Source organism: Amycolatopsis sp. NPDC003731, from assembly GCF_053586895.1.
Genome location: NZ_JBSFNC010000044.1, coordinates 1 through 18,756 on the forward strand (window position 1 = coordinate 1; position 18,756 = coordinate 18,756).

Annotated in this window: 17 protein-coding genes and 3 pseudogenes; 10 read left to right on the forward strand and 10 right to left on the reverse strand. The window is 66.6% G+C overall.

Annotation, left to right across the window (positions count from 1 at the left end):
• The first annotated feature begins 242 nt into the window (after positions 1–242).
• From ACWDN5_RS20020 to ACWDN5_RS20045, 6 genes are all read left to right on the forward strand, one after another.
• Positions 243–662, forward strand: coding sequence for a DoxX family protein (locus tag ACWDN5_RS20020; protein ID WP_310974026.1), 420 nt, complete (start codon positions 243–245; stop codon positions 660–662).
• 89 nt (positions 663–751) lie between these two features.
• Positions 752–1,357: a PadR family transcriptional regulator gene (locus tag ACWDN5_RS20025; RefSeq protein WP_449677353.1), complete on the forward strand. Its 606-nt coding sequence runs from the start codon at positions 752–754 to the stop codon at positions 1,355–1,357.
• A 104-nt stretch (positions 1,358–1,461) separates the two neighbouring features.
• On the forward strand, positions 1,462–2,427 hold the full coding sequence (locus ACWDN5_RS20030) for an ATP-binding cassette domain-containing protein (RefSeq protein WP_310974030.1): 966 nt from the start codon (positions 1,462–1,464) through the stop codon (positions 2,425–2,427).
• A 5-nt stretch (positions 2,428–2,432) separates the two neighbouring features.
• Positions 2,433–3,278, forward strand: coding sequence for an ABC transporter permease (locus ACWDN5_RS20035; protein WP_449677392.1), 846 nt, complete (start codon positions 2,433–2,435; stop codon positions 3,276–3,278).
• A 102-nt stretch (positions 3,279–3,380) separates the two neighbouring features.
• Entirely contained in the window at positions 3,381–4,148 is a 768-nt protein-coding gene (locus tag ACWDN5_RS20040; RefSeq protein ID WP_310974032.1) for a VOC family protein, read from the forward strand.
• A 70-nt stretch (positions 4,149–4,218) separates the two neighbouring features.
• Positions 4,219–4,566, forward strand: a complete 348-nt coding sequence (locus tag ACWDN5_RS20045) for a DoxX family protein (protein ID WP_449677354.1) — start codon at positions 4,219–4,221, stop codon at positions 4,564–4,566.
• A 102-nt stretch (positions 4,567–4,668) separates the two neighbouring features.
• Here ACWDN5_RS20045 and ACWDN5_RS20050 read toward each other — a convergent pair.
• Positions 4,669–4,769 (reverse strand): annotated as a pseudogene (locus tag ACWDN5_RS20050) (class A beta-lactamase); the annotation flags it as partial.
• 143 nt (positions 4,770–4,912) lie between these two features.
• Here ACWDN5_RS20050 and ACWDN5_RS20055 point away from each other — a divergent pair.
• Positions 4,913–6,286: an extracellular solute-binding protein gene (locus tag ACWDN5_RS20055; RefSeq protein WP_449677355.1), complete on the forward strand. Its 1,374-nt coding sequence runs from the start codon at positions 4,913–4,915 to the stop codon at positions 6,284–6,286.
• A 468-nt stretch (positions 6,287–6,754) separates the two neighbouring features.
• On the opposite strand, the pseudogene ACWDN5_RS20060 reads toward ACWDN5_RS20055, so the two are convergent.
• The 4 genes and pseudogenes from ACWDN5_RS20060 to ACWDN5_RS20075 form a co-directional block, all read right to left on the reverse strand.
• A pseudogene (locus ACWDN5_RS20060) lies at positions 6,755–6,847 on the reverse strand (alpha/beta hydrolase); the annotation flags it as partial.
• Between the two features lie 116 nt (positions 6,848–6,963).
• On the reverse strand, positions 6,964–8,568 hold the full coding sequence (locus tag ACWDN5_RS20065; protein ID WP_449677356.1) for a GMC family oxidoreductase: 1,605 nt from the start codon (positions 8,566–8,568) through the stop codon (positions 6,964–6,966).
• 16 nt (positions 8,569–8,584) lie between these two features.
• The gene (locus ACWDN5_RS20070) at positions 8,585–9,766 is read right to left on the reverse strand and encodes an acyl-CoA dehydrogenase family protein (protein ID WP_310974042.1); all 1,182 of its coding nucleotides are present in this window, start codon (positions 9,764–9,766) and stop codon (positions 8,585–8,587) included.
• 106 nt (positions 9,767–9,872) lie between these two features.
• Entirely contained in the window at positions 9,873–10,655 is a 783-nt protein-coding gene (locus ACWDN5_RS20075; RefSeq protein ID WP_310974044.1) for a tryptophan 2,3-dioxygenase, read from the reverse strand.
• Between the two features lie 346 nt (positions 10,656–11,001).
• On the opposite strand from ACWDN5_RS20075, the gene ACWDN5_RS20080 reads away from it, so the two are divergent.
• Both ACWDN5_RS20080 and ACWDN5_RS20085 read left to right on the forward strand, forming a co-directional pair.
• Positions 11,002–11,175 (forward strand): hypothetical protein, encoded by a 174-nt coding sequence (locus tag ACWDN5_RS20080; protein WP_310974046.1) that lies wholly within the window; start codon positions 11,002–11,004, stop codon positions 11,173–11,175.
• A complete protein-coding gene (locus ACWDN5_RS20085; protein ID WP_310974048.1) occupies positions 11,175–12,557 on the forward strand; it encodes an NDP-hexose 2,3-dehydratase family protein in 1,383 nt (460 codons plus the stop codon). The genes ACWDN5_RS20080 and ACWDN5_RS20085 overlap by 1 nt, the downstream gene beginning before the upstream one ends.
• Here ACWDN5_RS20085 and ACWDN5_RS20090 read toward each other — a convergent pair.
• The 4 genes and pseudogenes from ACWDN5_RS20090 to ACWDN5_RS20105 form a co-directional block, all read right to left on the reverse strand.
• Positions 12,508–12,906, reverse strand: a pseudogene (locus ACWDN5_RS20090) (hypothetical protein); the annotation flags it as partial. The gene ACWDN5_RS20085 and the pseudogene ACWDN5_RS20090 sit on opposite strands and share 50 nt — an antisense overlap.
• 168 nt (positions 12,907–13,074) lie before the next feature.
• The gene (locus tag ACWDN5_RS20095) at positions 13,075–13,296 is read right to left on the reverse strand and encodes an MbtH family protein (protein ID WP_449677357.1); all 222 of its coding nucleotides are present in this window, start codon (positions 13,294–13,296) and stop codon (positions 13,075–13,077) included.
• A gap of 116 nt (positions 13,297–13,412) precedes the next feature.
• Positions 13,413–14,732, reverse strand: a complete 1,320-nt coding sequence (locus tag ACWDN5_RS20100; RefSeq protein ID WP_449677358.1) for a pyridoxal phosphate-dependent aminotransferase — start codon at positions 14,730–14,732, stop codon at positions 13,413–13,415.
• Complete coding sequence (locus ACWDN5_RS20105) at positions 14,684–15,484, reverse strand: thioesterase II family protein (RefSeq protein WP_449677359.1); 801 nt, start codon at positions 15,482–15,484, stop codon at positions 14,684–14,686. Before ACWDN5_RS20105 ends, ACWDN5_RS20100 begins: the two co-directional genes overlap by 49 nt.
• 187 nt (positions 15,485–15,671) lie before the next feature.
• On the opposite strand from ACWDN5_RS20105, the gene ACWDN5_RS20110 reads away from it, so the two are divergent.
• Positions 15,672–16,868 (forward strand): cytochrome P450, encoded by a 1,197-nt coding sequence (locus ACWDN5_RS20110; protein WP_449677360.1) that lies wholly within the window; start codon positions 15,672–15,674, stop codon positions 16,866–16,868.
• A gap of 22 nt (positions 16,869–16,890) precedes the next feature.
• Here the strand turns inward: ACWDN5_RS20110 and ACWDN5_RS20115 are convergent, their stop codons facing one another.
• Positions 16,891–18,639, reverse strand: a complete 1,749-nt coding sequence (locus tag ACWDN5_RS20115) for a non-ribosomal peptide synthetase (protein WP_449677361.1) — start codon at positions 18,637–18,639, stop codon at positions 16,891–16,893.
• Between the last annotated feature and the right edge of the window lie 117 nt (positions 18,640–18,756).

Below are 18,756 nucleotides of genomic sequence, written 5' to 3' on the forward strand. Positions count from 1 at the left end.
GCCGAACTGTGGGCGGGACACGCACGCACCGAACTGGAGTGGGCGAAGAGCCTGAGCAAACGACTGTCCGAGGGCGCCTACACCATGGCCGATGACCCGGGCTCGTGGCGAACGGTCCACGATCCCCTCAAGATGCGCTTCTAATCAAACTTGACTAGACACTCCTCCCCGTGGCACTCTGACTAAGTACTCAAATTTGACTAGCTCGAGCAATCCGTTCGCAGATAGAAGGAGACAGTGCGATGAGCACCACAGTGCACACCGACGCTCCAGCGATCACCCGCAAGCCAGGTCGCGCAACCAACGTCGGGTTGTGGGTACTGCAGGCAGGGCTGGCCGTCCAGTTCGCCGGGGGCGGCATCATGAAGGTCACCGGCGCACCCGTCATGGTTGAAATGTTCACCGAGATCGGAGCGGGTCAGTGGCTGCGCTACGTGGTCGGCGTCCTGGAGATCGCCGGCGCGGTCGGGCTGCTGATCCCGCTGCTCTCGAGCCTCGCCGCTCTCGGGCTGGCCGCCGTGCTGGTCGGCGCGGCCAGCACCAACGTGTTCCTTCTGGAGGAGAGCCCGTGGCTGCCACTGGCCCTCCTGGTCGGGGCTGCGGTGATCGCCTGGGCTCGCAGATCCAGGACCTCAAACCTGGTCGACATGCTCCGACGGTGACGGACACGCATCGAGAAGTGGCGCGAAGCCAGGAACGAGATGACACTCCGCGTGACGTCCGCCGACGGCACATTCAGCAGAGTGGGCGCGTGTCGGCGACGAAGCTGCTGGTGCTCGGTATCGTGCACATCTCCGGCGGCGCGCACGGCTACCAGGTGCGGTCCGAACTGCAGAGCTGGCATGCGGAAACCTGGGCCAAGATCAAGCCCGGCTCGATCTATCACGCACTGAAGAAAGCGGCGGCCGATGGCCTCCTCACCGAACACGCCGAGCCGGGCAACTCCGGCCCGGAACGCGTTCTGTACCGCACGACAGCTCGAGGACGTGACGAGATCGTCGAACTGGTCCGCGATGGCCTGCAGCGCACCCACGACCCGGACATGCTCAACGCGTCCATCGCCATGTTGCCCATGCTGACCAGGTCAGATGCCATCGCGCACGTTGGCGAGCGCGTCGCGCACCTGGAAGCGGAGCTCGTCGTGCGGGCCGAGTGGCAGGAGCACCCCGATCGGGACATCCCCGAGCACATCCCCGAGCACGTCCGCGAGCAGGCCGAACTGTGGGCGGGACACGCACGCACCGAACTGGAGTGGGCGAAGAGCCTGAGCAAACGACTGTCCGAGGGCGCCTACACCATGGCCGATGATCCGGGGTCGTGGCGAACGGTCCCCGATCCCCTCAAGATGCACCTCTAATCAAACTTGACTAGACGCTCCTCCCTGTGCCATTCTGACCAAGTACTCAAACTTGACTAGGCTCAACTAATCCGTTCGCAACACCGAGAGAAGGACTCGAACCCATGGGAAAACTCGCGATCGAGACGAGAGGGTTGAAGAAGAGCTTCGGCGAGACCCACGCGGTCGCCGGTGTCGACCTGTCCGTGAGCGCCGGGAGCGTGTTTGGCGTGCTCGGTCCGAACGGGGCGGGCAAAACCACCACGATCCGCATGCTGGCCACGCTCCTGCAGCCCGACGCCGGAGAGGCGCAAGTGCTCGGCTACGACGTCGTGCGTGACGCCCAGGCGGTGCGAAGCAGGGTGGGCCTCACCGGGCAGTACGCGTCGGTCGACGAGGACCTCACCGGGGCGGAGAACCTGTTGTTGCTCGCCAGGCTGCTCGGCTACTCACGCCCCCGAGGCAAGGAGCGGGCGGCCGACCTGCTCGACGCGTTCGGCCTTGCCGAGGCGGCCGACCGGCAGGTGAAGAAGTACTCCGGCGGGATGCGCCGGCGCATCGACATCGCGGCGAGCCTGGTCGTCCCCCCCGAACTGATCTTCCTCGACGAGCCCACGACCGGGCTCGACCCGCGCAGCAGGAACCAGGTCTGGGAGATCGTCAGGGGCTTGGTCGCCCAGGGCACCACCGTGTTGCTGACCACGCAGTACCTCGACGAGGCCGACCAGCTGGCCGACCGGATTGCGGTGATCGACCACGGGAAGGTGATCGCCGAGGGCTCGAGCGGCCAGCTCAAAGCATCGGTCGGCGCCGGCTCGCTGCACGTACGGCTACGTGCGCCCGAGCAGCGGGCCGACGCCGAACGGGTCCTCGCCGCCGCGCTCGACGAGCCGGTCGAGCTCTCCGCTGACCCGGCCGCGCTGTCCGCAAGGATCTCCGACCCCGAACGGGTCTCCCGTTCCCTGGCCGAACTGTCCCGCAGCGGCATCGACGTCACCGAGTTCGCGCTCGGTCAGCCGAGCCTGGACGAGGTGTTCCTCACCCTGACCGGACGCACCGCCGAAAAGACTCCCGAGGAGGAGGCCGCATGACCACCATGACCACCACGTCCGCCGAGCAGGCGTCGGCGCCAGTCACCGAGGACGCGCTGCGCCGTGTGCTACTGGTCGGTGAGCGCCCGTCCCGACCCGGCCCGGTGCGCACCTCATTGACATTCGGCTGGCGCGCTCTGCTGAAGATCAAGCACCTCCCGGAGCAGCTCGTCGACGTGACCATGTTCCCGATCATGTTCACGCTGATGTTCACCTACCTGTTCGGCGGCGCGCTCGCCGGGTCGACAGGGGACTACCTGCAGTTCCTGATTCCGGGCATCCTGGTGCAGGCGAACGTCATGATCACCATGAACACTGGCATCACGCTGAACACCGACATCCAGAAGGGGGTGTTCGACAGGTTCAGGTCACTTCCGGTGTGGCGGCCATCCCCGCTGGTCGGCGCCCTGCTCGGCGATCTGGTGCGCTACTCGATCGGGTCGGCGGTCGTCATCGGGCTCGGACTGGCCCTGGGGTTCCGGCCGGACGGTGGCGCCGCCGGCGTGGTGCTCTCGGTCGCGCTGCTGCTGGTGTTCTCGTTCTGCCTGTCGTGGCTGTGGACGATGCTCGGCCTGATCCTGAGCACGCCGAACTCGGTGGCGGGGGTCAGCATGATGGTGATGTTCCCGCTGACGTTCGTGAGCAACATCTTCGTGGACCCGAAGACGATGCCCGGGTGGATGCAGGCGGTCATCGACGTCAACCCGATCACCCACCTGGTGAACGTGGTACGCGGCCTGATGCACGGCTCGGTCCCGGCCGGGGAAATCGGCTGGGTGCTCGTCTCGGCCGTACTTCTCGTCGCGGTCTTCGGCCCGCTCACCATGGCCCGCTACCGCAACAAGAAGTAGCTGCCGCTACCGCGAGCACTCGGCCGAAATCAACTCCGGCAACCCGGCCCACTCGGCCAACGCCAGCACCGATACCAGGCCCTGACACGATAAGGAGAGACGATGAGCGAGCTGACCACCACGCAGCCCGCCGGCACACCGACCTGGATCGACCTGGGCATCCCGGATCTCGACCGCGCGATGACCTTCTACGGCGCGTTGTTCGGTTGGGAGTTCGATGTGGGACCGGCGGAGTTCGGCCACTACACCCAGTGCTTGCTACGGGGCAAACCCGTCGCGGCCATCAGGCCGAACCCCGATCCCGACGCCACGGACTTCTGGTGGAACGTCTACTTCGCGACGGATGACTGTGACGCCGCGGCCGCCCGGGCGCGAGACGCGGGCGGCGCGGTCATCACGGGCCCGATGGACGTGCTGGACCAGGGCCGGACGGCGATCATCAAGGACACCACCGGTGCGCAGTGTGGACTGTGGCAGGCCGGTGCCCACATCGGCTGCGAGATCGTCAACGAGCCGAACGCCCTGCTCCGCAACGACCTGGTCACCGCGGAATCCGGGCCCGCGCGTGACTTCTACGTCGCGGTCTTCGGCCACACGTTGGATGCCAACCCGGACCGGCCTGAGCTCGACTTCACGTTCCTGCGCAGACCGGATGGCCACGAGATCGGCGGCATCGCCGGTGACCCAACGGCCACGAAGTCCCGTTGGGGGACCTTGTTCCAGGTGGACGACGCCGATGCGGCGGCGCAGCGAGCGGTCGACGCGGGTGGGACCTCGACCGAGCCCTACGACATGATCTACGGGCGGGTCGCGAACATCACGGACCCGTTCGGCACGGAGTTCGATGTCGGTGCGGCGATGACGAGCTGAACCGGCGGTCAGCTACTTTCTTGAAGCATCGAGTTCGAGAGGAATCGCAATGAACATTGCACTGTGGATCGTGGCCGGACTGCTCGCGGTCGCCTTCCTGGGGGCGGGAGCCAGCAAGCTCGTCACACCGAAGAAGAAGCTGTACGACAAGGGCATGACATACGTCGAGGACTTCTCCGACGCCCAGATCAAGACCATCGGCACGCTCGAAATCCTTGGCGCGATCGGCCTCATTGTGCCCGCGTTCATCTCGGGGGCGACCTGGCTCGTCCCCACCGCCGCGACAGGCCTGCTCCTGACGATGATCGGCGCGGTGGTCGTGCACATCCGTCGCAAGGAACAGTTCGTTTCGCCGCTCGTGCTCGGGTTGCTCGCGGCGTTCGTTGCTGTCGGCCGGTTCTGGATCGAGACCCTCTAGGAGGTCGTCACGCGGCAGCTCCGATCCGGAGCTGCCGCGTCCACTCAGGAATCACCCCATCGCCACCCCCGATGAGCAGCGCCTGACAGCCGGCAGCCAGCGCGCGGCGGGAGTCTTCGTGTCACGCAGGTCCCCGGCCCAACGTCATTCAGGTCGGGCTCCCAGCGGTCGAGCCGGGTCTGCTCATCGCCGAACTCACGGATTGCCGTATGCCTCGACCCGAGGCAACTCACGTCGCACTCGAGAAGACGCCGGATCCGTCCGGCCGCGGAAACAATAGCGGCGCGCCCTCGCGCATGCGGCGTCTGGACGCTGGCAGTTCACGTAGGCGAGAACGGAGAAGGATATGACCGGGCCAGGCGTGACCGAAATTACCGCGTGGATCATCGAACATAAATTCACTCCGCCCGGTGGTGAAGCTCGCCCGTCCGAAACCTACGACGGTGAAGAATACCTCCAACCGATTCTGGAAATGGCCCGCGAGTTCGAGCGGGCCCACCCGGAGTACGCGGTGCGCGTCGAGGGTCACGATCCCTGGACGATGGCGGAAGAAGTCGCGCGCGCCGCCGAGCGCGGGGAGGCACCGGACATCGCCGAGTACTACGCCACCGCGACCCAACTCGCCTACGATACCTACACGCCAGACGGTAAGCCGCTGTTTACGTCCATCGAGAGGGCTCTCGGCGGCCGCAAGGAAGTGCTGGGGGAGCGTGTGCTGATCGACGACATCGAACCGCTCTCACGGAGCTTCTACACGTATCAGGGCGACCAGTTCTCGGTGCCCATGACGGCCACCACTCCCCTGCTGTACTCGAACATGACGATCCTGCGCAAGGCCGGGATCGACACTCCCCCCAGGACCTGGGATGAGCTCGTCACGGCGTGCGAGGCGGTCGCGCGGCTCGACGAAGCTCCAGCCTACGGGGCGGCCTGGCCCAACAACGGCTGGATCTTCCAGCAGGCACTGGCGCAGCAGGGCGGTCTCCTCGCGAACAACGGCAACGGCAGGGAAGCCAGAGCTACCGTGGTCGACCTGGCCTCCAAGGAAATGATCTCGTGGGTCGAGTGGATGCGGGACTTGCATGCGGCCGGTCACTACGTCTACTCAGAGGGGGCCTTCTGGAGCGCGTTCGAAACATTCGCCCAGCAGGATGCGGTGTTCGCGCTGAGCTCGTCGAAGCAGGCCGAGGAGTTCGTCCGTTCCGGCGAGGAGAACGGCTTCGAGGTGACCGCGAGTTCGATGCCGTTCAACTCGTCGGTGCCCTACGTGGGGAGCCTGGTGTCGGGGTACTCCCTGTTCCTGCGGGACGGTCTCGACGAAGCCAAGCGGGACGGCGCGCTCGCGTTCATCCAGCACCTGATCAAGCCGTCGAGCATCATTCGATGGCACCGGGCGCACGGATTCCTCCCCATCACCAACGAGGCTTACGACACGCTGGAGGGCGAGGGCTGGTTCGCGGCCAATCCACATCATCGAGCGGCCAGTGACCAGCTCCGCACGTCGGCGCAGTGCGCCGCGACGTCCGGTGCGTTGTTGGGTGACTTCGCGGGCGTCCAGCACGCCATGACCAGGGCATTGAAGGACGTTTTGTTGTCAGGCGCGGACCCCGGTCCGAGGTTCGAGCAGGCGACCGAGGAGGCACAGCGTCTCCTGGATGACCACAACGCCGCCTGCCTGCGGCCGATCCCCTCGACCCCAGCGCGGCTCGAGGTGTACTGACGTGGAGGACCTGTCCTGACGACGATCGAGGGTATCAGCGGATCGCGACTTCGGGCCCTGCCATCATCAGGTGGTGCCTGAAGGCGCGAGACCTGCGCGATGTCTCCTCGGACGACCGAGCCGACGGATGGTCGGTGCGATCATGCCATCCCGCGATTTCCGGCGGGACAAGGTGCGCGGAGCGGAGACGCTCGCGATGCCGGCAGACCGACCAAGGTCGGCGGGTCTACGACCGCGTGAATGAGGTCATTCCCGCCGCGCACAGGGTCATGGCATGGGAGCCGTGGCGCGGTCGCCGCTGATGGCGGCACCCCTACGTACCGCCGGGGGTCAGACGCCGAAGAACCGCTGGAGTATCGGCGCAACCGCCTTGGGGCCGGCGACGTGGCCCTCCTGGGCCGCGCCGGGATAGACGTCGTAGAGAACCTCGAACGCACCGACCTTGGGTGACGGGCAGTCCCGCGGCCGCCCGCCCGCGTCCCCGATCAGCGCGGCAATGTCCTCGAACTCGCGCTCGATCGCGTACGGCGCGGTGTCGCCGCTCTCACCTCGACCGCGGCGGTACCGAACCCCTTGACGTGCTCGAACTCGCCGGCCAGCCGTCGCAGCAGCGTGCTGGTGCCGCACCCACCTGGAGCCTGCTCCAGGTGGGTGCGGCGGAGTAGTTTGGCGAACGGTCAGCGACCCCGGTCGGCGGCGGCCAGCGCCCTCGCCTCTGGCAACTCCGCCGCTTCCGGGGCGGGGATGCCGCGGATCAGGTCGGCCGCCTTCTCCGCGACGACGATCGCCGTTGCATTGGGAATCCCGCGGCCGACCTCCGGCATGACGGACACATCGACCACCCGCAGCCCATCGACGCCCCGCACGCGCAGGTCGGCGTCGACCACCGAGCCCATCGCACAGGTACTCGTCGGGTGGAAGATCGACTGCGTGTACTTCCTGGCGTAGGACTTCAGGTCCGCGTCCGATTCCGATTCCGGGTAACGGAACACGCCCTCGTTGTAGAGCCGCATCGCCGGCCGCCTACCGATGTCCATCGCGATGCGCAGCCCGATCAGGGTGCGCTCCAGGTCCGAAGGATCGGCGTAGTAGTCGTGCACGATCCTGGGCTTGGCCGTGGGATCGGCGGACGCCAGGTGCACCCGGCCGCGGCTTTGCGGGGTGGCGACCGCGGGGCCGAACGAGATCGCGTGCGCGGTCGGCGGCCCGAGGCCGCTGTCGGCCAGCATGCCCGGCGCCGCGAAGAACTGCAGATCCGGCGCGGCCAGGTCGCTGGCGGTGCGCACGAAGCCGCCCGCCTCGGGCCCGTTGGACGCGAGCGGCCCGCGGCCCTCGCGCTGGTACAGCTCGACATTGGCGGGCTCGCCGGCGGCCAGCAGGCTGATCGGCTGGGAATGCGTGAGGATGAGCGGCACCAGCGCGTGGTCCTGCAGGTTCGCGCCGACCTCCTCGTTGTCGGCGACCACCGGAACGCCGAGTTTCCGCAGCGTGTCGGCGGGGCCGACACCGGAAAGCATGAGCAGCTGCGGGGAGTTGTACACGCCGCCGGAGAGCAGCACCTCGCGTTCGGCCCGCAGGACGATCTCGTCCTCCAGCCGGTACCCGACGACGCCGGTCGCCCGGCCGTCCTCGATGAGCACCCGGTGCACCTGGAGGTTGGTCTCGACGGTGAGGTTGGGCCGGTCGATCACCGGGTGCAGGAACGCGGCCGCCGTGCTGCAGCGACGTCCGTTGCGCTGGGTGACCTGGTAGAAGCCGAAACCGTCCTGCTCCGGGCCGTTGAAGTCGTCGTTGGCCGCGAACCCGGCCTCCGTCGCCGCCGCGATGAACGCCGCCGTGCTGGGGTTCTTGGACCGGTTCTCCGACACCGACAGCGGCCCGCCCGCGCCGTGGTAGGCCGACGCGCCACGCTCGTTGTCCTCGGACCGCTTGAAGTACGGCAGCAGGTCCGCGTAGGCCCAGCCCGGCTGGTTCCACGAGTCGTAGTCGTACGGGTTGCCCCGCGCGTAGGCCATCGCGTTCATCGAGCTGGTCCCGCCGAGCACCCGGCCACGGGGCAGGAACACCCGCCGGCGGTTCAGCTGGGCCTCGTCGTGCGTGTCGTAGTCCCAGTCGACCTGGGTCCGGAACAGCTTGGCGAACGCGGCGGGCACCTGGATGTTCGGATGGCTGTCCGTCGGGCCCGCCTCGACCAGGCAGACCCGGATGTCCGGGTCCTCCGTCAGCCGCGCCGCCAGGACACAGCCTGCCGATCCCGCACCGACGATGATGTAGTCGTACATACCGCTCCTTGGCTGATCAGAAGAACTGCGTGTTCGGGGCGAGGCCGCACAGCACCCGGCCGTAGATCTCGTAGAGGATGTGCGGCGTGTTCAGGGCGTGCTGGGTGAGCGCGTGCAGGTCGCGCCAGGTGCGCTGGATGGGCACGCTGGAGAAGATCGCCGAGCCGCCGCTGCCGACGTAGAGCGTGTCGACCGCCTCCAGCGCGCGCTTGCAGGTGGCGCCCATGGCGATCCGGGCCAGGGCCCGGTCCTCGGTGGACCACTCGCTGTGGTCGGCGACCTTCGCGTCGACGAGGTCGGCGACCCGGTAGGCGTGGAAGGCGGCCTCGTCGATCGCGACCCGGGCCTCCGCCACCTGCAGGTGCGTCATCGTGGCTTCGCGCTGGTCGGTGTAGTCGGTGTAGGTGATCTTGCGGCCGGGCATCCGGTCGGTGAAGCAGTCCCACGCCGCACGGGCCATGCCGACCACGTTGCCGACCGAACACGCGGACGCCAGCGCGGCGAGCGGGGCGCGGTACATGTCGATGTCCGCGTTGAGGACCGAGGCGGACTGGTTGGTCAGCAGCGCCATCAGCGGCAGCGTGCGCTCCGCGGGGACGAACACGTCTTCGGCGACCGTGGTGACACTGCCGGAGCCGCGCAGGCCGGTGGTGTTCCAGTCGTCCACGATTCCCAGGTCCGCCATCGGGATCAGGGCGACGATCGGCTCCATCTCGCCGCTGTCGTTCGGGGTGACCGCGATCGCGACCTGCCAGTGGCTGTGCAGCGCACCGCTGATGAAGCCCCACTGTCCATTCACGACATAACCGCCCGGCGCCTTCGCGGCCATGGCGGTGGGGCTGAGCGTCCCGCAGACCCGGGCGTTCTCGGTGGCGTAGACCTCGTCCTGGACGGCGTCGGGGAACAGGCCCACCATCCACCCGGGGATCCACCACACCGACGCGATCCAGCCGACGGCGCCGTCACCGCGGCCCAGCTCGGCCGCGACGTCGACCACGGTGCGGGTGTCGCACTCGTAACCGCCGTAGCGGGCCGGAATCCGCATCTTGAAGACGCCCGCCGCGGCGAGGGCCTCGATCGTCTCCTCGTGCAGGCGCCGGTTCTCGTCGGTCCACTGGGCGTGATCGCGGAGCAGCGGAACGAGCTTCGTCGCCCGGTCGACGAGTTCGTCGTGGGTGGGGGGCTGGAGCGTCACCATGGCCTCCTCGGTGGCCTCGGCCTGGACAGAATCGAAGGGCGCCTTGCGTCAAGGCATCGTTTCCCGCGGCGTTCCGGGATGGCGTCTCCCGCATTGCGAACGGCCGTCACAGCTTGCTGCGCATCGCCCACAGGTCGGGGAACATCTGGTGGAACAAGGTCGAACGCAGGTACGAGACTCCCGACGATCCGCCGGTGCCGGTCTTGTCGCCGATGATCGCCGCGACGAACTTCACGTGCTGGTAGCGCCACTGCTGGAAGCACTGGTCGACCTCCATGAGCGCGTCGCAGATCTGCGCTATCACGCCGTCTTCGAGGTAGGCCTTCCGGAGGGCCTGCTGCACGTCTTCGGACGGAGCAGATGGCTTGGACACGTCGCGGTCCAGAACGGAGTCCGGCATGGGATACCCGCGGTCGTCGAGGAAACGGGCGAACGAGTCGAAGACGGTCGGTCGACGTAGAACCTGCTCGAGCTCGGCGCGCTCACCAGCACCGACCCGGTAGTACTCGAACATCTGCGGATCTCGCCTGCCGAGCACGGCCTCGATCCGCCTGAACTGGGTGGACTGCGCCCCGCTCCCGCCGCCGAGCGCGTGCCGGAAGCTGTTGAACTGGCGCGGCGTCAACGTCGCCATCACGTCGGCGTTGGCGACCACGGCACGAACCAGTACCGCGGTGCGCTGCAGCGTGCGCAGGGCGGCGCCGTCGGCGCCGTCGGCCAGGTGGTCCTGGAACCTGGCGAGCTCGTGGAGGATCAGTTTGAACCAAAGTTCGTGGACCTGGTGCGTCACGAGAAAGAGCAGCTCGTCATGCTCGCCCGTCCGCGTACGCTGGATCGACAGTAGTTCGTCGAGTGCCAGGTAGGCGTGATACTCGCCAGTCTCTTCCACGATTCCAGGTTAGACACGCCGGGACGATTCGCGACAGCAAGGCGAACAACGAGAGCAATGGTGAAGCAATCCGGTCCACCGAGGCGTGGAACTCAGGCATACCGCAAGAAGTTCCGCCACGAGCCGTGTGGGACTTTGTAGGTTTGGATGACAAACCACCGGGCGGGGGACCACGCGAACGAGGTCGTCGCCGAATTGAGCGACGACCACGCCGCGACGACGCCGGCGGCACTCGCGAGTGCGGCTCGGGTCACGCGACGCATTCGGGAAGACGACTTTGCCGAACGCCTGGGCGCACACTCTGGGCACCGGATCGACTGGCTCCGTGCTCAGGGAGGCGCACAGCGTGATCAATATCCTCCAGCCGACGTCGGGTGCGGACGAACTTGCCGCAGCCGGCGACGTTTTCGCCTCTTCGTGGATCGACCGGGAGCGGATGACCTCGGTCGGCTCCTGTCCGGAAGGCGTGTCGATGCAACTCGTCGGCGTGCGGGAGCGCACCGACGGTCGGGAGCGGTGATGGCGAGCCCGCTGGAGCAGGAGGGCTCGGAGGCCGACATCGTCGCGGACCTCGCCGTGTCGGCGGCCACGACACGTGGATTCCACCTGTCCACTGCCGAGTTCGACGACTGGTTGGTAGAACGTTGTGTGGCCAACGATTTCGAGGTCTCGCGTGTCCCGCTCGACGAACTCGACCACTGGACGTTCGCCGGCGACAGTGGAAATCTGACCCACCGCAGCGGCCGGTTCTTCACGGTCGAAGGGTTGCGGGTGCGGGCGGCGGACGGAGCGGTGCCGGAGTGGCATCAACCGATCATCAACCAGCCGGAGATCGGCATCCTCGGCATCGTCGCCAAGAGGTTCGGCGGCGTCCTGCACTTCCTCATGCAGGCGAAAATGGAACCGGGGAACGTCAACCTCGTGCAACTGTCGCCGACGGTGCAGGCCACGAAGAGCAATTACCGCAGGGCGCACGGCGGCAGCGAGGTGGCCTACCTGCACCACTTCATCGGCCCGCGACGCGGCAAGGCGATCGTCGACGTGCTTCAGTCCGAGCACGGTTCGTGGTTCTACCGCAAGCGCAATCGCAACATGGTTGTCGAGGTAACTGAGCACGTCGAGGTCGGACGCGACTTCTGCTGGCTGACTCTCGGCCAGATCAACGAACTTCTGGCTCGCGACTACGTCATCAACATGGACTCGCGGACGGTGCTGTCCTGCCTGCCGGCGAGTTCGGTGCCCGCGTGGTCGCGTGACGCCACCCTGCCCGGCGCGCACCGAAGCACGAACGCGTTGCTGAGGTGGCTCACCGAACGGCAGGTCGACAGCGAACTCGACGCACAACGGGTGCGCCTGACCAACCTCCCCGAGTGGATCCGCACCGACTGGGAAATCACGCGAGGTGACGGCAGGTTCTTCAGTGTCGTGGGGGTGTCGGTTCGCGCGGGTACCCGCGAGGTGTCGAGCTGGCACCAACCGCTGATCGAGCAGCACGGGCACGGGATCGTGGCTTTCGTCGTCAAGGAGTTCCGCGGCGTCCTGCACGTTCTGGTCCGCGCGACGATGGAGGCAGGTTTCCTCGGCGCCATCGAGCTCGGCCCGACCGTGCAATGCGTCCCCGCCAACTACGCTCCGGGCGACGCACCGTTTCTGTTGGACTACGTCATGGCAGCCGGCCCCGAGCGGATTCGCTACGCCGCTTTCCATTCGGAAGAAGGTGGCCGGTTCCGGAACGCGGCGAGCCAGTACATGATAATCGAGGCGGACGAGACGCTGCCCAAGCTAGTGCCTGCCGACTACACCTGGGTCGCCGCGGGCCAGCTCGCCGAACTGCTGAGGCACAGCCATTACGTCAACGTTCAGGCCCGTAGCCTGGTGGCCTTCTTGAAGACGCTACCGTAAAGTGGTCGTCCGCCGGATCATGGCGGACCTGTGGGACAAGACTCGCCCGCGGGCCGATCGCGCGGGTGGCGCGGGAGTTGGCGGTCAACGAGGGCACGCTGGGCAACTGGTGTGCCCTCGGATCGTCGTGCGCGTGAGGGTGGCGATGGTAGCGCAGCACCATCGAGCGGGCATTCGGCCACGTAAGCAATGGCGCGGGGCCTAGCTCCATCAGCTCATCAGCGCCATACGGGCGGGCCCGACCAGTGGCGGCGAAAGGAACGTACTTCACCCCGCCTGCAGCCGCATGCGGAGCATGCGTTGGCACATGAGTCGTCGCAGCACCATGACCGGCCGCCCGGGCTGCAGCCCGGGCGGCCGGACGTCACTCACGTCGCGAGCAGCCATGCCCGACCCGCCTTGATCGCCATCCGCGGGGGGCGTCATCTGCCGCCACGCGGGCGAAGTTCTGCGGCGCTGCTCCGAACCGTCCAGGTTCGGATGCGTATACCGGTCAGATCCGCGGCTGCTCGCCGCGTTACGCCTTGTCGGTCGCCATCGCTTCCTGCAGGCTTCGCGGCCGCATGTCGGTCCAGTTCTCCTCGACATAGGCGAGGCTCTCGGCTCGCGTCGCCGGACCGAACTTGGCCTGCCAGCCGGCCGGAACGTCCTCGAACGTCGGCCACAGTGAGTGCTGGCCCTCGTCATTGACCAGTACGAAGAACTCACCGTTGTCGTCATCGAAGGGGTTCACACTCATGAGTCAGCTCCCGAGTTGAGGTTGGTCAACGGCCCGACAATGCGGCTGATCTCAGCCGCATTGTCGGGCCAGTACATTTCTTCGTGTGACATCACCTGGAGCAGCAGCTCATGAAGTCACCGCGCCTTCCGCTCGTCAACGAAGGCAAGAAGCGCATCCACACCCGACTTGAGAATCTCTGGATCCACGCAGAAGGCGATCCGCACAAGGTTGTCCGCATGGGAATCGGTGTCCATCGCCACCAGAGCGCCTCGGTCATCAAGCTGCGGACGTAACCCGAACCCCGAGCCGGGAACAACGGCCACACTACGTTCCGCGAGCAACTGCGCTGAGAAGGCCTCTGCTCCCAGACCGGTGCTGCTGACATCCACCATCGCGTACCACCCGCCGGATGGTAGCTCGCGGATCAGGCCGGCGTCTCGAAGTGCGGGTAACACGGTGTCTCTGTTCTGCTGTACCAACTTTCGGTTCGCCTGTGCAACATCGGGCATCTCCAGCGCCGCGATGCCGCCGTACTGCACCGGTGTCGGCGGAGCGATGATGCCGGCCTCTTGCACCACCCTCAGCCCGGCGGCTGCCTCCTCCGTCGCCGGCACGACGTAGCCGAGCCGGTAGCCCGTCATCGCCAGGCTCTTGGAGAACGTGAAGACGCTGTGCACGATCCGCTGCTCCACGGGCAGTTGGCGTTCACTTGCCGCCAGGGACAGATGGTCGCCCTCGTACACGAAGTGCTCGTATGCCTCGTCGCTGATCACGTGCCATCCACGATCGCGCGCGAGGGTGAGCAGACCCTCTATCCGGTCCGCGTCCAGTACCGCGCCGGTAGGATTGGCCGGCGAGTTCACCAGAAGGATCCGGGTGTTGGGTCCCGACTTCTCGGCGATCGATTCGAGGTCCGGGAAGTACCTGTCGTCGAGTGAGTAGAACACCGGGCGCAGACCCGCGAGCAGGCTCTGCTGCACATGGATCGGCCAGTGCAGCTCAGGAAGCAGGATCTCGGTCCCCGGTTCGGCCAGCGACAGCAACAGCGCCTGCAGTCCTTGACAGGAACCCGGCGTGACGAAGATCCGCGAGATCGGCGCGTCGATGCGGTTCTCCCGTTCCAGCTTCGCACTCAACGCGCGCCGCAGTTCCGGAAGACCTTCGACATCGGTGTACGTCGTCCGGCCGGCCCGCTGAGCTTCCGCGATCGCCTCGGCGACCTCGGGAGGGGAGGTGAAGTACGGCTCTCCGACGTGAAGTCTGGTCACCGGTGACCCGGTGGCCAGCGCGCGGGCGTCGGCGGCACGAAAGATCTGGTGCAGCGACGACGACGGAATCGCTGTGGCAATAGGCGGATGGCTCATCGTTTCGGTCCCCAACTCATGGTCAGTTTGCGCGGTCACTGTCAGGTCGAGACACTGCTGCCAGGCGGAGGAAGTCGTGCGGCCACGCACCACGAGGCTGCTACGTCGGCGAAGACGTCCTCGAGCAGTTCACCGACGGCTGAGAAGACGTGGAAGTGCCCACCCGAGCGACGACGTACGGAGAATAACCCAGCGGTGACTTCGCCCCACTCAACCAGCTCGGACTCGTTCACGAGCGGATCGCCGATGCCGTGGTAACAGATCACCGGACAGTCGAGCGAGGGCGGGTTCACCGGCGGTTCATAAAGCTCGTTGGCCCTGATGTCCGAGCGCAGAATCGGCAGCAGAACCTCACGCAAGTCGGCGTCGGCGGCAATCTCCGGCTCGACTCCACCGTAGCCGCAGACGATCGACCACAGTTCGTCGTCGTCATGGAGATGGGTTTTCCCCCCACCGGCCAGCCGCGGCGGAGGCGACGCCGAGATGACGAGTTGCACCGGCCGTACTCCGCTGCGCTGCAGCGCGAGCGCGGTCTCGTAGGCCACCAAAGCGCCGAAACTGTGCCCGAACAACAGCAGCGGGGCGTGGGGCTCGAGAGTCAGGAGTTCCGCGCTCACGGACGACGCCATCCGCCGGACATCCTCCACGGCGGGTTCGGCGAACCTGTCGCCACGACCCGGGTACTGGGTCACCACCAGTTCGGCCTGGGCGGGCAGCTCGTTGGCAAAGCCGGCATAGCTCGCGGCCGCACCACCGGCGTGCGGAAAGCAGACGAGCCGGATCGCCGGCCGCGGGATGACGTGCGACCGCCGTAGCCAACCTCGGTCCCCGGTAGGAGTCATGACCTCCACCTAACGTTCAAGCAGACATGCTCTATCAGAGCCTTGCACCTCTGCGGGTGGCCGGGCTTGAATCTTTCGTCTCTCAGTCACCGGTGAAGGAACTACGCAAGACACTCCGGACTCGACGAGTCGCCTAGTCACGCTGGCACTTGCTGTCCGCACGAAGGTCCGGCTGAAGGAGACGCAGGTGGGTGCTGGCGAGTTTCTCGATCTCACGGATCCGGCGACGTTCGTCCGGCACGAACCGCGTGACTACTGGCAGGTGATTCGGCCGCAGCATCCCATCTACTGGCACGACTCCCCCGGCGATCTGCCGGGATTCTGGGTGGTCACCAGGTTCGGCGACATACAGGCGGCGTACCGCAACGCCAAATTCCTGAGCTCGGCGCGCGGCACCGTGCTCGACGTACTGCTGCACGGCAACGACTCCGCAAGCGGCAAGATGCTCGCCGTCACCGATCGCCCCCGCCACCAGCAGCTGCGGAACCTGATGCTGCGGGCGTTCTCCCCCAAGGTCCTCGGACCGGTGGTCGAGCGGGTCGAGCAACGCACCCGGAGTCTGGTCGCCAGCGTGGTCGATGTGGGCACGTTCGACTTCGCCGCCGAGGTCGCCGAGCACATCCCGATGACGACGATCTGCGATCTCCTGTCGATCCCCGACGGCGACCGCGCCGAGCTGCTCAGGTGGAACAAGCTGGCCCTGTCCGCGGACAGCGAGGAGGTTGACGACCTCGACTCGCTGATCGCCCGCAACGACATCGTTTCCTACTTCATGGATCTCGCCAAGCACCGCCGGGAGAACCCCGGCGATGACGTCATCACCATGATCGCGAGCACCCAGGTCGACGGCGAGCTGCTCAGCGAGGAAGAGGTCGCCCTGAACTGCTACAGCCTCATCCTGGGCGGCGATGAATCGTCCCGGATGTCAGCGATCGGAGCGGTCAAAGCACTGGCCGAGAACCCTGGGCAGTGGGCCGCGCTGCGGGCCGGCGTCGCCTCCCTCGACGACGCGGTCGAGGAGGTGCTGCGCTGGGTCACGCCCGCTATGCACTTTGCCCGGACCGCGCTCACCGACCTGGAGATCGCCGGTCAGAAGGTCCGGGCCGGGGACATCGTCACTTTGTGGAACACCTCGGCCAACGACGACGAGACAGTGTTTCCCGATCCGCGAACGTTGGACCTGGCACGCAAGACCAACAAGCACCTCACCTTCGGCCACGGGCCCCACTTCTGCGTCGGTGCGTTTCTGGGCCGGGCGGAACTGCGGGCCCTGTTGTCCTCGCTCGCGGAGTCGGTGCGTTCAATCGAGCTGGATGGCACGCCCTCGCGGATCTACTCGAACTTCCTGTTCGGCTACAGCAGTTTGCCCGTCAGCTTCCGGTGAGCGGACCCGTCTCAGTCGCCGGTCAGACGGCCCTCTCCACCACCAGCGCCAACTCCGAGATACTGCCGGCCTCGAAGAGTGAGCGGATCGGGATCTTGATGCCGAGGTCCTGCCGGATCCGCGCGGCCAGCTTCGTCGCCAGCACAGAGTGCCCACCGATCTCGAAGAAGTTCTGATCCGGGGTGACCACCGGCAGGCCCAGGAGTTCGGCGACGATCGCGCACAGCACGTCGGCGTACGGCATACCCTCCTGCCAGCTGAGCTGTTCGGCAGGGGGCTCGGCGGGGCGCGGTCGCAACGCCTTCCGGTCGATCTTTCCGTTGTGCGTCGTCGGAAGCTGGTCGAGCAGGGTGACTGTCGACGGCACCATGAATTCCGGCAACATACGGCGGACGTGGTGGCGCAGCTCCGACTCGGTCACTTCCGCCCCCGGCGACGTCGTCACGTACGCAACCACACGGGCGTCTGCCAGTTCCCCTTCCACCGCAGCGACGGCGAGTTTGACCGCGGCGTGACCGGCCAAGGCTGCCTCGACCTCGGCAAGCTCGACCCGGAAGCCACGAACCTTCACCTGGGCATCGGCGCGACCCGAGAAAAGGATCTCTCCATCAGCCCGACGCGAGCCGCGGTCGCCGGAGCGGTACATCCGGCTGCCGGGTGCTCCCTGTGGATCGGCGACAAAACGGGTGGCAGTGAGGCTCGGACGGTTGAGATAACCGCGGGCCAGCCCGGGCCCGGACAGGTACAGCTCCCCTTCGGCGCCGTCGGCAACTTCTTGCATGCGCTCGTCGAGCACCTGGACGGTCTCGCCGAGCCAGGGCGTCCCGATGGTGATCTCGTCGACAGCCGGGTCGACCGGTCCGCTGAGGGTGGAGCCGACAGTCACCTCGGTCGGACCGTAACCGTTGAAGAGCCGTCGACCGGGTGCCCACTTGCGGACCAAGGTCGGCGTACAGGTATCGCCCGTCGACATCACCGTGCCGCCTAGCAGAACGCCATCGGCGTCAGTGGCACTCAAGGCCACCGGCGGCAAGGTCGCGTGGGTGATCCGGTGCTTCAGCAGGGTTTCCCGCAACGGATCTCCCGGCAGGACGTCGTCTGAGGACACCATGACCAGCGCGGCTCCGGACAGAAGCGCAAGGGTGATGTCCCAAAACGCGGCGTCGAAGCTGATCGACGCCCACTGCAGCACCCGGTCACCAGGGCCCGGACCGATTCGGTGCGCGTGAGTTGCGAGCATATCGCCCGTACCTGCATGGGTCACCGCCACGCCCTTCGGCGTACCAGTGGAGCCTGACGTGTAGATCACGTACATCAAATGGGATGTGTACAACGGAGACAGCCGCTCAGTGTCAGTCAGGTCGCCGGTCGCCTCACCTTGGATGTCCTCCTGCAGGTCAGGGTCGTCGATCACGTAGTCGGCCACCTCGTCACTCAGGCGGGGAACCTGGCTCGACCGGATCACCAGGACGGGGCTCGCGTCGTCGATGATGTGCGCCAGCCGATCATCCGGGTAGGTCGGGTCCAGCGGAAGATACGCGCCGCCGGCCTTCAGCACGGCCAGCAGCACGATGATCAGCTCGTCCGAGCGCGGTATGGCGACCGCCACCAAGGAATCCGGCCCGACTCCCAGGGCCACCAAGCGCCTGGCCAGCTGGTTCGCGTGGGTGTTCAGCTCGGTGTAACTCAAACTGATGTCACCGAAGATGACCGCGGGCTGGTCGGGGAAGCGGGCAACAGTCGACTCGAACAACTCCGGAACCGTGGACAAGGTCAACTCCTTGGATCAGCCGACTCATGGAAGGGACACCGCACCTGCTACGGACCCTAGAAGCCCAGGCCGATGACGACCATCGAACTGACAGAGACAGGACAGCGCCGAACCAAA

Coding starts and splice junctions, on each gene's coding strand:
- ACWDN5_RS20020 (WP_310974026.1), top strand. CDS start 243: ATGAGCACCACAGTGCACACCGACGCTCCAGCGATCACCCGCAAGCCA.
- ACWDN5_RS20030 (WP_310974030.1), top strand. CDS start 1,462: ATGGGAAAACTCGCGATCGAGACGAGAGGGTTGAAGAAGAGCTTCGGC.
- ACWDN5_RS20035 (WP_449677392.1), top strand. CDS start 2,433: ATGACCACCACGTCCGCCGAGCAGGCGTCGGCGCCAGTCACCGAGGAC.
- ACWDN5_RS20040 (WP_310974032.1), top strand. CDS start 3,381: ATGAGCGAGCTGACCACCACGCAGCCCGCCGGCACACCGACCTGGATC.
- ACWDN5_RS20055 (WP_449677355.1), top strand. CDS start 4,913: ATGACCGGGCCAGGCGTGACCGAAATTACCGCGTGGATCATCGAACAT.
- ACWDN5_RS20065 (WP_449677356.1), bottom strand. CDS start 8,568: ATGTACGACTACATCATCGTCGGTGCGGGATCGGCAGGCTGTGTCCTG.
- ACWDN5_RS20070 (WP_310974042.1), bottom strand. CDS start 9,766: ATGGTGACGCTCCAGCCCCCCACCCACGACGAACTCGTCGACCGGGCG.
- ACWDN5_RS20085 (WP_310974048.1), top strand. CDS start 11,175: ATGGCGAGCCCGCTGGAGCAGGAGGGCTCGGAGGCCGACATCGTCGCG.
- ACWDN5_RS20095 (WP_449677357.1), bottom strand. CDS start 13,296: ATGAGTGTGAACCCCTTCGATGACGACAACGGTGAGTTCTTCGTACTG.
- ACWDN5_RS20105 (WP_449677359.1), bottom strand. CDS start 15,484: ATGACTCCTACCGGGGACCGAGGTTGGCTACGGCGGTCGCACGTCATC.